This is a genomic window from Janthinobacterium sp. SUN176 (assembly GCF_030587335.1).
Classification (GTDB): domain Bacteria; phylum Pseudomonadota; class Gammaproteobacteria; order Burkholderiales; family Burkholderiaceae_D; genus Janthinobacterium; species Janthinobacterium kumbetense.
In genome coordinates this window covers 1152999-1166315 of sequence record NZ_JAPWIA010000001.1, presented here as the reverse complement: position 1 = coordinate 1166315, position 13317 = coordinate 1152999, and the positions used below count along the sequence as shown (strand labels likewise).

Sequence of the window (13317 nt, the reverse complement as noted above, 5' to 3'; positions counted from 1 at the left end):
ATGTAAAATGAGAACCATTCGCATTTAAGAAGAGCCTGCATGCGCCAGCGGCACGGGACTTCCGCGCCAACCTGGAGTGTGCCGTGACGTATGCCGTATCGCCTGCCGCCGATTCTCAAAGCCCCATGTCATTGAGTCAGCTATATGGCCAGCACCATCCGTGGCTGCTGCGCTGGCTGCGCGGTAAATTGTCCTGTACGGACCACGCGGCCGACCTGGCGCAGGATACCTTCATCAAGCTGCTGGCCACGCCCGGCGAGCGCGCCGTCACCCTGCGCGAGCCGCGCGCCTACCTGACCACCGTGGCGCGCCGCCTGCTGATCGACCATTACCGCCGCCAGTCGCTGGAGCAGGCCTGGCTGGCCACCCTGGCGCAGCTGCCCGCCCCCGTCACGCCGTCGGCGGAAGACCGCTTGCTGATCCTGGAAACCCTGCACCAGATCGACGCCATGCTCGACGGCCTGGGGGCGAAAGTGCGCACGGCCTTCCTGCTGTCGCAGCTGGAAGGCATGGCGTATGCGGACATCGCCACGCGCCTGAACGTCAGCGAGCGCACCGTCAAGCGCTACATGGTGCAGGCGTTCGAGCAATGCATCCTGCTGCTGGCCTGACATGAGCGCGACCCTCGATGCGCGCGCCGCGCGCGAAGCGGCGCACTGGATGATGCGCCTGCAAGGCGGCGAACTCGACGCTGCCGCGCAGCAGGGGCTGGCCCGCTGGCGCGCCGCCCACCCCGACCATGAAACGGCGTGGCAGCGGGCCGAGCAAGTATGCCGCACCTTCGGCATGCTGCCCCCGCCGCTGGCCATGCCCTTGTCCAGGCAAGTGCTGGACCGCCCGTCCGGCGCGCAGCGCCGCGCCATCCTGAAGACCCTGGCCGTGCTGATCGTCGCCGGGCCAGCCGGCTGGGCCATGCTGCGCGTGGCGCCATGGCAGGCATGGACGGCCGACCTGCGCACGGCCACGGGAGACATCCGCCATTTCCCCCTGCCCGACGGCAGCGGCCTGAGCCTGAATACGGCCAGCGCCGCCGATGTCGCCTTCGGCGCATCCCTGCGCTTGGTACAGCTGCGCGGCGGAGAGATACACGTGGCGACCAGCCCCGATCCCCTCGGGCGCCCCTTCATCGTGCGCACCAGCAACGGCAGCATCCGCGCCCTGGGCACGCGCTTCACGGTGCGCCAGGACGACAGCCTGCTGGGCGCGCGCACCCACGTGGCCGTCTCGCAGGGCGCCGTGGAAGTGCGGCCCGCCGAAGGCCGGCCCGTCACCGTGCAGGCGGGCTGGCAAGCCAGTTTCGATGAAACGGCCGCCGGCGCGCCGCAGCCGCTGGCGCCGCACGCAGCCGCCTGGCTCAAGGGCTTGCTGTACGCGGACGACACGCCGCTGGAGCAGGTGCTGGCGCAGCTGGCCCGCTACCGCCACGGCGTGGTGCGCTGCGATCCGGCCGTGGCGCGGCTGCGCGTGTCGGGCGTGTACCAGCTGCGCGACACGGACGCCCTGCTGGCCCTGCTGCAAGCGTCGCTGCCCATCCGCGTACGGCGCCACAGCCGTTGGTGGATTTCTGTCGGGCCCGCATAAAAATTTTTGAGAACAATGTCCCTTTCCGTCATGTGCCCCGTCAATCCACACAGGACCAACACATGAACGAAGGGAAACAAGCAATGAAGCACTACCGCCACACCAGCATCACCCTGGCCCTGCTGGGCAGCCTGGCCTTGACCGCGCCCGCATCCGCCCAGCAGCAACCGCAGCAGGCGCCCGCGCGCCACTACCAGGTAGCCGCCGGCCCCCTCGGCGCCGTCCTGTCCGCGTTTGCGGCCGACGCCGGGGTCAGCATTTCCGGCGCCGCCGGCCTGTATGCGGGCTTGAACAGCCGCGGCTTGAACGGCAACTACCAAGTGGCCGACGGTTTCGCCCGCCTGCTCGATGGCAGCGGCCTATACGCTGTCGACCAGGGCGGCGGCCACTACGCCGTACGCAAGCTGCCCTCGGCGGCCGACGCGGCCACCCTGCCCGGTATCGCCGTGCGCGCCACGGCCGAGCGCAGCACGAGCACGGAAGGCTCGGGCTCGTACACGACGCCGGCCACGGCCAGCGCCACGGGCCTGGTGCTGTCGCTGCGCGAGACGCCGCAATCGGTCAGCGTCATCACGCGCCAGCGCATGGACGACCAGGACTTGCTGACGGTGCGCGACGTGCTGCGCAACACGCCCGGCATCGCCGTCAACCAGTTCGACACGGAACGCAGCACCTTTTCCGCGCGCGGCTTCGACGTCGACAATTTCCAGTACGACGGCGTGCCCACCACCTATAAGGTGCAGTATTCGGGCGGCGAATCGGAAATGGATTCGCTGATCTACGACCGCGTGGAAGTGACGCGGGGCGCCACGGGCTTGCTGACGGGCGCCGGCTACCCGTCCGCCTCGATCAACCTGGTGCGCAAGCGGGCCAGCGCCAGGCAATTCGAAGGGCAATGGTCGCTGGCGGCCGGCTCGTGGAGCGATTACCGGGGCACGCTCGACCTGGCCGCGCCGTTGAATGCCGACGGCTCCGTGCGCGGCCGCGTGGCCGGCGCCTGGCAAGACCGCAAGTCGTTTACCAATGGCTATTCGAACCAGCGCCAGCTCGTCTACGCCACCGTCGAAGCGGACCTGGCGCCCGGCACCGTGGCCATGCTGGGCGCCAGCTACCAGAAGAACGACCCGAAAGGCAGCAACTGGGGCGGTTTCCCCCTGTGGTACAGCGACGGCACGCGCACCAATTTCGACCGGTCCGTCACGACGGCGCCCCGCTGGGCCGCCTGGGCCACGGAACAGACGAATGTGCACGCCACCGTCGAACATGCGCTGGGCCAGGGCTGGAAAGCGCAGGCGCAAGCCATGTACAGCAAGCACACGGAAGACACGCCGCTGGTGTTCCTGGCGGAGCGGCCCGATAGAATCACGGGCCTGGGCATGCTCGGCTACCCGAACCGCTACATCGGCGCGCGCGACCAGAGCAGCGCCGACATGAAGCTGTCCGGCCCGTTTACCCTGGGCGGACGCCAGCATGAAGTCATCGTCGGGGCCAATTACACGGTGCAGCACGCCGAGTTCAGCGTCAAGGAAGCGCTCGACCCTGAACCGATCGGCAATTTCCTCGCCTGGGATGGCAGCTACCCGCAGCCGGCCTGGGGCGAACTCGTGCTGTCGGAGCAATACACGACCAAACAATATGGCGCGTATGGCGCGGCGCGCCTGAACCTTGCCGACAACACCAAATTCATCCTCGGCGGTCGCTTGAGCCGCTGGGACAAGGACCGCATCGGCTTTGACGGCAGCGCCCGCTTTGCCTTCGCCAAGAGCAAGTTCGTGCCGTATGCGGGCGTGGTGGTGGACCTGAACGACACCTATTCGATGTATGCCAGCTACACGGACATCTTCCGCCCGCAGGAAAACCAGGACCGCACGGGCGCCTGGCTGGACCCGCTGACGGGGCAAAGCATGGAAGTGGGCTTGAAGGGAGAACTGGCCGGGGGCCGGGCCAACGGTTCCATCGGCATCTTTGAAATCAAACAGGATCAGCTGGCCCAGCCGGACGGCGCGCATAGGATTCCCGGCACCACCACGCAGGCGTACTACGCGGCGCGCGGCGCCACCAGCCGCGGCATCGAGGGGGAATTGTCTGGCCGCTTGGCGCCGGACTGGAACGTGACGGCCAGCGCCAGCCACTTCCGCGCCAGGGACCGCGAGCAACAGGATATCAACACCCTGTCGCCCCGCTCGACGGCGCGCCTGTTCACCACCTGGAAGGTAAAGCCCGACCTCACCGTGGGCGGCGGCGTCAACTGGCAAAGCAAGTTCTACTTTGACGACGAAGGCCCGAACGGCAAGGAAAGAGTGACGCAGGAAGCCTACAGCACAGTCAGCCTGATGGCCACGTACCAGCTGTCGCGCCAGTTGACGGCCCAGCTGAACGTGGAAAACGCGCTGGACAAGAAGTACATCAACATCAACACCTACGCGCAAGGCACGTATGGCGTGCCGCGCAGCGTGCGGGGGACGTTGACGTACCGGTTCTGACGAGACGCGGCGCTACCCCGTCGAAATGACCATGTTCAAGGCGCGCCGCAATTCCTTCAGCCGGGGCGGCTTGCCCAGCACGCAGTTGACGTACTCCGGGTAGTCGCTGTCGGCCGCCAGGCGCTGGCCCCAGCCCGTGAGCATGATGATGGGCGTGGCCGGCGAATGCTGGCGCACGGCGCTGGCCACCTTGCGCCCGTCCACGTGGGGCATGCCGAGGTCCGTGATGACCACCGCGAAATGCTCGCCCCTGTCGCAGGCGACCAGGAAGCAGTCGATGCCGGCCTGGCCGCCATCGGCGGACACCACGTCGTGGCCGTCGATTTCCAGGATGTCGCGCAGGGACTTGAGCACCATCGGGTCGTCGTCCACCACGAGGATGCGCAGGCGCGGCGGCACGGCGTGGGCCGTGTCGGGCACTTCGATCCCCTCGCCTTCCGCGCAGGCGGGAAACGCCAGGCGCACCGCCGTGCCCTGCCCCGGCGCCGTGACGATGTCGATGCCGGCCCCATGGCGCTCCATCATGCCGTACACCATGGCCAGGCCCAGGCCCGTGCCCCGCTCGCCCTTGGTGGTAAAAAACGGCTCCAGGCAGCGGCGGCGGGTATTTTCGTCCATGCCGATGCCCGTATCGCCCACTTCGACCTGCACCTGCCGTACCCCGGCCTGGCCCGGCCCGGCGATGCAGGCCGTGCGCACGGTCAGGGTGCCGCCTTCCGGCATGGCGTCGACGGCGTTGAAGACCAGGTTCGTCAGCGCTTCGCGGATTTCGCCCACGCTGCCGGGCAGCATGGGCAACCCGTCCGCCAGCTCCATGCGCAGGGCGATGACGATGCCGCGCTGCTGCGGCATGTCGCTCCAGCGCGCGCGCGTCAAGTCCAGCACCTGCTGCACCACCAGGTTGACATTGATGGGCGACAGCGCCAGTTGCGGTTCGCGCTGGCGGTAGAATTCGCGCATGCGCGCCACGGTGGCGGCCACGTCGTCGATGGCCCGTTCGATGACTTCCAGGCAATGCCGGCCCTGCGGACTGAGATTGGTTTCCGTCTCCAGCAAGGACTCGGTGTACAGGGCCACGGGGGAAATGGCGTTATTGATATCGTGTGCGATGCCGCTGGCCATCTGCCCCAGCGCGCGCAGGCGCTCCTGCTGCATTACCGACTGCTGGGTCTGGCGCAAATCGTCATACGCGCGCTGCAGCGCGCCATAGAGCTGCGCCTGGTTGGCGGCCAGCGCCACATGCTCGCTCAGCTGGCTGAGGAATTCGCATTCGCCGCTGGTGAAACTGTGCGCGGCACGGCGCGCCACGATCAGGATGCCGAAGACCGTGTTTTCAGCCAGCAGCGGCGCCATGACGAGGGCGCGCAGCCCCCCTTGCGCCAGCCGCTGCGGAAACGGAAACGCCACATCGGCGATGTCGGCTTCATACACGAGCTTGCCGCGCACGCAGCTCGACAGGCCATTTTCATCGATGGGAATGTGCGCGTGTTCGCTCATCATGAAGGACTGCGCCAGCGCCTCGCTGCGCACGCCCACGCACGTCACCTGCAGCGCGTGCTGCGACGGCTCATACAGGCAGATGCAGCTGAAATCGATGGGCAGCTGCTCTTCCAGGCTGCGCACCACCACCTGGAAGATGCTGCGCAAGTCCTGCCGCTCGCCGATCGAGCGCGTGATCTGCTGCAGCAGGTTCAGGCGCTCGAGCTGTTCATGCACCTTACGCTCGGCCAGCTGGCGTTCGGCGATCTGCGTTTCCAGGGCTGCATTCGTGTGCGCCAGCTCGTCGCGCGAAACGGTGGTGCGGCGCAGCTTTTCCGTCATGCCGTCGAAGGCGCGCGCCAGGTCGCCGATTTCATTCTTGGTGTGCACGCCGAGCGCAAAATCGAGCTTGCCGGCGCCGACGATCAGCGTGCCCTGGCGCAGCTTTTCCAGCGGTCCCGTGACGCTGGTCATGGTGAAGTAAATCAGGCCGGCCACCAGCGCGATGATCATGCCGCCAAACAGCATCACGGCCACGTTGGCTTGCTGCTGCGCCTCCAGCACGCCTTGCCGGCTCAATTCGGACAGCCGCATCGCATCCGAAATCATGCCCTGCACCTTGCCCATGATCTGGCCCGACAGGCGCGCTTCCAGCTCGCCCAGCACCTCGCGCCGCTGCGGATCCTGCCCCAGCTCGCGGTGATTTGCGACAAACAGCTCGAACAGGCCGCCCACGCCGGCCAGGTCGCCCTGCAATTCGCGCAGCAGCTTGCGCTCTTCGTCGCCGTTGAAGGCGGGCGTGGCCAGCAGCCCCGTGGACAGCGACTCGCTGCGCAGCTGCCACTGGGCGCGCGTGCGCGCACCGTGGTGCAGCGCATATTCGATCGACAGGTAGCGCAGCGACGTGACGGCTTGCAGGATATCGGCCGCCGCCTTGTTCTTCGCCAGTTCACGCTGCATCGCCATGGTGGTGGAGAACAGCACGGCGACGATGATGGCCACCAGCACCACGCAAAACAGTTGGGCCAGCTTGAAGCGCGTGACGATTTTCACGGTGGCCCTCTCAATGAATGACCGTCACGGCCGATGGCGCCACGGCTTCCAGGCCATCCAGGTAGACGGCGTCGAGGAAGTTCGGCATGTCGCCGCGCTCGCCCAGGCGGTTCTTGATGGCCCAGCGCGCCTCGTCTTCCAGCGCCAGCAGCAAGCCCTGGTCGAGCACGACGCCAAACTGATAGCCGTGCCAGGCCGCCTGCAGGCGCGCCGCTTCGCCGGGCGACGCCCTGGCAAACAGGGCGCGCGCGGCGTCGGGTTCGTCCTGGCAAAAGCGCGCGCCGGCGATCAGCGCGCGCAACACCTTGCGCATCGTCGCCGGGTGCGCACGCACGTAATCGCCCGCGCCGGCCACGTTGAACAGGCCCGCATACACGTCCTCGCCATAGAAGATGGCCGCCTTGCCCGCGATGGCATGCGTCATGGCCGTCAGGAACGGTTCCCAGCCGGCCGCCGCATCGACCTCGCCGCGGGCCAGCGCAGCGGCCAGCTGGTCCGGCGCGTAGTTGTGCAGGGTGACTTCGCCGGGCAGCAGCTTCTGGCGGTTCAGGAAGGCGTCCAGCGCGAACTGGCCGGAGGTGCCCAGGGTCACGCCGATGCGCTTGCCCTTCAGGCTGGCGGGCGTGGACACGCCGCGGTCCAGGCGCCCCACGATGCCGTGGTCGCGTTCGGCCTCGAAGATGCTGGCGATGATGACGACGGACTGATTCTTCAGGCTCGCCAGCACCACGGGAATATCGGACACGGTGCCCAGGTCGGCCTGGCCCTGCAACACGGCTTCCAGCGACGCCTTGCCCGACGAGTAGGATTGCAGCCGCGCGTGGATGCCTTCGCGCGTGAAATAGCCCTGCCCGTGCGCGGCCAGCACGGGGCAGCTGCCCACGTATTCCGCGTTCACGGCCAGGCGCAGCTCTTCCACGGGGCCGGGCGGCGGCGCGGCACGGAAATACAGCCGCCAGAGGGCGATGGCGGCCAGCACCGCCAGCAGCAGTGCGGCCGCCAGCCAGACCGTCCGCCGCGCTGGCGTCGGGCCGCTCATGCGCTGCACTGCGCCGTGGCCAACTCCAGCGCGCTGTTGACGGCCTCGGAAAACGCCACCACGTCGACCGGCTTGGTGAGGTAGCGGTAAAAGCCGGCCGCCAGCCCCTGGCGGACATCGCCGGGCCCCGCCACGGCCGTCAGGGCGATGACGGGAATATGCGCCGTGCGGGCATCGGCGCGCAGCAGCTGCATGACTTGCGTGCCGCTGATGTCGGGCAGGTCGATATCCATCAGTATCAGCTGCGGCAGGTGGCGGCGCGCCATCTCCAGGCCCGTTTGCCCATCGCCGGCCGACAGCAGGTCGAGATCGGGGCGAAAATGGATCAGGCCCGCCACCAGGGTCACGTTCAGGGGATTATCTTCCACATACAGCAGCGTCTTGCGCTCCGGCAACGCTATCGGCTCGGCGGGCCGGGCGATGGCGGGCAGGCGCGGGCTTTCCTGCAGCGGCTGGCGCGCCGGGCAACTGGCGATGTCGAGCCAGAAGGTGCTGCCGCGCCCTGGCGTGCTGGCCACGCCGAGCCTGGCCTGCATGGCTTCGGCCAGGCGCTTGCTGACCACCAGCCCCAGGCCCGTGCCCTCCTCGTCGCGCGCATCGCGTCCAAGGCGGTTGAAGGGCTGGAACAGCGCCTCGAGCTGCGCGGCGCTCAGCCCGGCGCCCGTGTCGCGCACGGACAGGCGCAGCCGCTGTGCATCGACGGGCTGGCAATCGACGTGGATCTCGCCCTGTTCGCGGTTGTACTTGACGGCGTTCGACAGCAGGTTGATCAGCACCTGCTTGAGGCGCGTGCGGTCGGCCAGCACATGCAGGCCGACCGCTTCCACGAACGTCAGGGTGATGCCGCGCTTGTGCGCCAGCGGTTCCATCATTTGCCAGCATTCGTGGTAGATGCCGGCCAGGTCCACGGGCTCCATCGACAGCGACATATTGCCCGACTCGATCCTGGCGATGTCGAGGATATCGTTGATCAAGGTCAACAAATGCCGGCCGGCGCCGAAGATGTGCGAGGCAAAGGTTTTCCTTTCCTGCGCCGTCGAGGGGATGGAATCGGATGTCAGCATCTGCGAAAAGCCCAGGATGGCGTTGAGCGGCGTGCGCAACTCGTGGCTCATGCTGGACAGGAAATTGGTCTTTTCCTGGTTCGCCCGCTCGGCCACTTCGCGGGCCAGCTGCAAATCCTTGTTCATGGCGTCGAGTTCGGCCGTGTGCTGGCGCAGCAGCAGTTCCAGGCGCGCATTGGCGATGCGCAACTGGCGCGTTTCCAGCGCCCGCGCCAGTATCAGCAGGATGCCCGACACCTTGAACGGTTTGACGACGTAATCGAGCGCACCCGCCTGCATGGCCTGCACGGCCGAAGCAATCGTGCCTTCGCCCGTCATGATGATGCAGGCCAGGTCGGGATCGATCTGCCGCGCCGCTTCCACCACGGCGATGCCGTTCATGCCCGGCATCATCAGGTCGACCAGCAGCAGGTCGAACGATTCGACGGCCAGCAGCGACAGCGCCGCCTCGCCCGAGGCGAGCCCCGTCGTGTCGTAGGCCTGGCCGCGCAAGGTGTCGCACAGCGCGCGCACATGCGCCAGCTCGTCATCGACGATCAGTATCCGCGGCGGCATTGGTGAGCTGTTCATGCATTCTCCTGGCGGCATGGCCTTGCGGACCTGAAACCTGCCCCGCAAGATGCGTTCCGAGCATAGCACTTGAAAATTACCAAAAATACACGCTTTGTCACGCGCGCGGCGACGCCAGGACGCCAGACCCCTAGGCCGGCACGGGCAGCCCCCGCAGCAGCTTGTCGAGGGTCAGCGGATAGTCGCGCACGCGTACCCCCGTCGCGTTGTAGACGGCATTCGCGATCGCGGCCGCCACGCCGCAGATGCCCAGTTCGCCCACGCCCTTGGCTTTCATGGGCGAGGACATGGGATCCGTTTCATCGAGGAAGATGACGTCCTGGTGCGGGATGTCGGCGTGCACGGGCACTTCGTAGCCGGCCAGGTCGTGGTTGACGAAGTAGCCGCGCCGCTGGTCGACCACCAGTTCCTCCATCAGGGCCGCGCCCACGCCCATGGTCATGGCGCCGATCACCTGGCTGCGCGCCGCCTTCGGGTTCAAAATGCGGCCGGCCGCGCACACGGCCAGCATGCGGCGCACGCGTACTTCGCCCGTGTCGCTGTCCACGCCCACTTCGACGAAATGCGCGCCGAACGTGGATTGCTGGAATTTTTTATCGAGGTCGCCGTATTCCATGCGGTCTTCCGCGACGACGTCGCCATGGTAGGCGGCGGCAGCGAGCGGCACGCTGCGCTCGCCCTGGCTCACCTGGCCGTCGGAAAAGCGCGCCTCTTTTTCATCGAAACCCAGCTTGGCGGCGATGGCCTGGCGCAGGCGCACGCAGGCCGCGTACACGCCGGCCGTGGAACTGTTGCCGCCCCACTGCCCGCCCGAACCGGCCGAGACGGGGAAATCCGAGTCGCCCAGGCGCACGACGACCCGCGTCAAGGTCACGCCCAGCATTTCCGCCGCCGTCTGCGCGATGATGGTGTAGCTGCCCGTGCCGATGTCCGTCATGTCCGTTTCCACCGTGATCATGCCATTGCCATCGAGGCGCACGCGGGCGGCGGACGGCATGACGAGGTTGTTGCGGAAGGCGGACGCCACGCCCATGCCCACGCGCCAGCGGCCATCGCGCCGCATGCCCGGCTGCGTCGACCTCTCCTTCCAGCCGAATTCCACGGCGCCCGTGCGCAGGCAATCGATCAGGCGGCGCTGGGAAAACGGCCTGCCCGGCTTTTCCGGGTCCACTTTCGTGTCGTTCAGGATGCGAAAGACGATGGGGTCCATTTTCAATTTATCGGCCATCTCGTCCATGGCGACTTCCAGCGCCATCAGCCCCGGCGCCTCGCCCGGCGCGCGCATGGCGTTGCCTTCCGGCAAATCGAGCACGGCCAGGCGCATGGCCGTCATGCGGTTCGGCCCCGCGTACAGCAGCCGCGTCTGCATCACGGCCGTTTCCGGCTGGCCCCCTTTCAAGTCGCCCGACCACGATTCATGGCCGATGGCCGTGATCTTGCCATCGCGCGTGGCGCCGAGGCGCAGGCGCTGGATGGTGGCGGGCCGGTGCGTCGTGCTGTTGAACATCAAGGGCCGCGTCAGGGCCACCTTGACGGGACGCTGCGCCGCGCGCGCCCCCAGGGCTGCCAGCAAGGCTTCCGCGCGCACGAACAGCTTGCCGCCGAAACCGCCGCCGATGTAGGGCGAGACGATGCGTACCTTGTCTTTCGGCACACCCAGGGTGCGGGCCAGGTCGCCACGGCCCCAGTCCACCATCTGGTTCGCCGTCCACACCGTCAATTTATCCCCTTCCCAGGCGGCAATCGAAGCGTGCGGCTCCATCATGGCGTGCGACTGGTCGGGCGTCGTATAAGTGGCGTCCAGGCGCACGGGGGCCTGGGCATAGGCGCCGGCGAAGTTGCCCGTCTTGCTGTCGGGCTGGCCATCCTTCGGCTTGGTGGCCGTATTCTTCGCCTTGGCCAGGTCGAAAACACCCGGCTGTTCGACATATTTAACGTCAAGCAACTGCGCGGCCGAGCGGGCTTGTTCGAAGGTTTCCGCCACCACCAGGGCGATGGCCTGGTGGTAATGTTCGACCTCGGGGCCGCCCAGCAGCCTGGCCGTGTTCATCTTGCCTTTGCCCAATTTCCCAGCCGATTCCGCCGTCACCACGGCCAGCACGCCGGGCGCGCGCCGCGCCGCGCTGCTGTCGATGGAGGCGATGCGGCCCCTGGCGATGGCCGCGCCTACGACATGGCCGTAGGCGGCGTGCGGCGCGGCCTTGTTCTGCTCATACGCGTACGGCGCCGTGCCCGTGGTTTTCAGGGGGCCGTCGATGCGGTCCGTGGGGCGGCCCACGACTTTCAACTGGTCGATGGGATTGGTGGTCGCCGGTGTCGTAAATTTCATGGCCCTAGCCTTTCTGTGCGGATGCGTGCGCCATCACGGCGGCGATCGTGCGCTGCGCCAGGGTCACCTTGAAGGCGTTGTCGGCCGTCGGTGCGGCGCCGGCCAGCAGGCGTTCGCTCACGGCGGCGGCGCCTTGCGGCATCGATTGCTCCGCCGCGGCAATTCTCCACGGCTGCGGCGCGACGCCGCCCAGGGCCAGCCTGCCCGTACCATCGGGCAAGATAATCGCCGCCACGGACACCAGCGCGAACGCATACGAGGCGCGGTCGCGCACCTTGCGGTAGACGTGCATGCCGGCTACGGGCCGGGGCAAGGTGACGCTGGTGATCAGTTCGCCCGGCTGCAGCACGGTTTCCAGCTGCGGCGTGCTGCCCGGCAAGCGGTAAAAGTCGGCGATGGGGATGGTGCGCACGGCGCCGTCTGCCCGCACCGTGTCGATGGAAGCGTCAAGCACGCGCATGGCCACGGCCATGTCGCTGGGATGCGTGGCGATGCAGGCTTCGCTGCCGCCCAAAATCGCCAGCGGCCGGCTGAAGCCGGCGATGGCCGAACAGCCGCTGCCCGGCACGCGCTTGTTGCACGCCTGGTTCGTGTCATAGAAGTACGGGCAGCGCGTGCGCTGCAGCAAGTTGCCGGCCGTCGTCGCCTTGTTGCGCAATTGCGCCGAAGCGCCGGCCAGCAAGGCGCGCGACAGCACGGCATAATCGCGCCGCACCGTGGCATGCGCCGCCAGCGCCGTGTTGCGCACGAGGGCGCCGATGCGCAAGCCGCCGTCCTTTGTAGTTTCCACCTTGTCCAGGGCGAGGCCATTGACGTCGATCAAATGCGCGGGCGTTTCGATGTCCAGTTTCATCAGGTCGAGCAGATTCGTGCCGCCGGCGATGAACCTGGCGCCCGGCGTGTTCACGGCGGCGGCCGCCGCTTCGGCCGGCGTGGCGGGCTTCTGGTAGCTGAACACTCTCATGCGGGCCTCCCCGCCACTTCCGTGATGGCTTCGATGATGTTGGAATACGCGCCGCAGCGGCAGAGATTGCCGCTCATGCGCTCGCGCAATTCTTCCGGCGTCGCCTGCGGCGCCGCATTCAAGTCGGTGCTGACGTGGCTGGGGATGCCCTGGCGGATCTCGCCCAGCGCGGCCACGGCCGAACATATCTGCCCCGGGGTGCAATAGCCGCATTGATAACCGTCATGCGCGATGAAAGCCGCCTGCATCGGGTGCAGCTTGTCGGGCGTGCCCAGCCCCTCGATGGTGGTGACCTTCGCGCCGTCATGCATCACGGCCAGGGTCAGGCAGGCATTGATGCGCTGGCCGTCGAGCAGGACGGTGCAGGCGCCGCATTGCCCGTGGTCGCAGCCCTTCTTGGTGCCCGTCAGGTGCAGGTGTTCGCGCAAGGCGTCGAGCAAGGTGGTGCGCGTGTCGAGTTCCAGGCTGTGGCGCTGGCCGTTGACGTCCAGGCTGACTTGCATCAGGACGGGCGGCGCCTGGCCGGACGTGCTCACCGCTTGCGCCGCTCCCGCTACGCCGGGCACGGCCACCGCCGTGGCCGACAGCGCGCCGGCGATCAGCACGCCGCGCCTGCCGGCATTGATGTGATTACACTCGGTCATGTCGCGCTTCCTCCTGGCAGTGGGCTGGGTGGGCGCATGCAGGCCCGGAGTTCCAGTCTGTCAGCGGAATTTCTGCGCGTCTGTACGCGAACGAACGTAAAACAGGGGGGA

9 protein-coding genes are annotated in these 13317 nt (G+C 67.5%); 3 read left to right on the top strand and 6 right to left on the bottom strand.

Features of this window, described 5'->3' with window-relative positions; genetic code table 11:
• Nucleotides 1-83: 83 nt before the first annotated feature.
• From O3299_RS05265 to O3299_RS05255, 3 genes are all read left to right on the top strand, one after another.
• Nucleotides 84-611, top strand: a complete 528-nt coding sequence (locus O3299_RS05265) for a sigma-70 family RNA polymerase sigma factor (RefSeq protein ID WP_305061668.1) — start codon at nt 84-86, stop codon at nt 609-611.
• A gap of 1 nt (nt 612) precedes the next feature.
• The gene (locus O3299_RS05260; protein WP_305061667.1) at nt 613-1581 is read left to right on the top strand and encodes a FecR domain-containing protein; all 969 of its coding nucleotides are present in this window, start codon (nt 613-615) and stop codon (nt 1579-1581) included.
• 62 nt (nt 1582-1643) lie between these two features.
• Nucleotides 1644-4064 carry a TonB-dependent receptor gene (locus tag O3299_RS05255; RefSeq protein WP_305061666.1) on the top strand — a complete coding sequence of 807 codons (2421 nt, stop codon included), beginning with the start codon at nt 1644-1646 and terminating at the stop codon, nt 4062-4064.
• A gap of 12 nt (nt 4065-4076) precedes the next feature.
• Here the strand turns inward: O3299_RS05255 and O3299_RS05250 are convergent, their stop codons facing one another.
• The 6 genes from O3299_RS05250 to paoA form a co-directional block, all read right to left on the bottom strand.
• Nucleotides 4077-6596, bottom strand: coding sequence for an ATP-binding protein (locus O3299_RS05250; RefSeq protein WP_305051721.1), 2520 nt, complete (start codon nt 6594-6596; stop codon nt 4077-4079).
• A gap of 10 nt (nt 6597-6606) precedes the next feature.
• Nucleotides 6607-7635 (bottom strand): ABC transporter substrate-binding protein, encoded by a 1029-nt coding sequence (locus O3299_RS05245; protein WP_305061665.1) that lies wholly within the window; start codon nt 7633-7635, stop codon nt 6607-6609.
• Nucleotides 7632-9269: a response regulator gene (locus O3299_RS05240; protein WP_305051719.1), complete on the bottom strand. Its 1638-nt coding sequence runs from the start codon at nt 9267-9269 to the stop codon at nt 7632-7634. Before O3299_RS05240 ends, O3299_RS05245 begins: the two co-directional genes overlap by 4 nt.
• 130 nt (nt 9270-9399) lie before the next feature.
• Nucleotides 9400-11598 carry an aldehyde oxidoreductase molybdenum-binding subunit PaoC gene (gene paoC / locus O3299_RS05235; protein ID WP_305061664.1) on the bottom strand — a complete coding sequence of 733 codons (2199 nt, stop codon included), beginning with the start codon at nt 11596-11598 and terminating at the stop codon, nt 9400-9402.
• A gap of 4 nt (nt 11599-11602) precedes the next feature.
• Nucleotides 11603-12562: a xanthine dehydrogenase family protein subunit M gene (locus tag O3299_RS05230; RefSeq protein ID WP_305051717.1), complete on the bottom strand. Its 960-nt coding sequence runs from the start codon at nt 12560-12562 to the stop codon at nt 11603-11605.
• On the bottom strand, nt 12559-13206 hold the full coding sequence (gene paoA / locus O3299_RS05225) for an aldehyde dehydrogenase iron-sulfur subunit PaoA (protein ID WP_289909605.1): 648 nt from the start codon (nt 13204-13206) through the stop codon (nt 12559-12561). Before paoA ends, O3299_RS05230 begins: the two co-directional genes overlap by 4 nt.
• Between the last annotated feature and the right edge of the window lie 111 nt (nt 13207-13317).

What these genes read in the sequence shown, in the direction of transcription:
- O3299_RS05260 (WP_305061667.1), top strand. Translation starts at nt 613, where the DNA reads ATGAGCGCGACCCTCGATGCGCGCGCCGCGCGCGAAGCGGCGCACTGG.
- O3299_RS05245 (WP_305061665.1), bottom strand. Translation starts at nt 7,635, where the DNA reads ATGAGCGGCCCGACGCCAGCGCGGCGGACGGTCTGGCTGGCGGCCGCA.
- paoC (WP_305061664.1), bottom strand. Translation starts at nt 11,598, where the DNA reads ATGAAATTTACGACACCGGCGACCACCAATCCCATCGACCAGTTGAAA.
- O3299_RS05255 (WP_305061666.1), top strand. Translation starts at nt 1,644, where the DNA reads ATGAACGAAGGGAAACAAGCAATGAAGCACTACCGCCACACCAGCATC.
- O3299_RS05240 (WP_305051719.1), bottom strand. Translation starts at nt 9,269, where the DNA reads ATGAACAGCTCACCAATGCCGCCGCGGATACTGATCGTCGATGACGAG.
- paoA (WP_289909605.1), bottom strand. Translation starts at nt 13,206, where the DNA reads ATGACCGAGTGTAATCACATCAATGCCGGCAGGCGCGGCGTGCTGATC.
- O3299_RS05230 (WP_305051717.1), bottom strand. Translation starts at nt 12,562, where the DNA reads ATGAGAGTGTTCAGCTACCAGAAGCCCGCCACGCCGGCCGAAGCGGCG.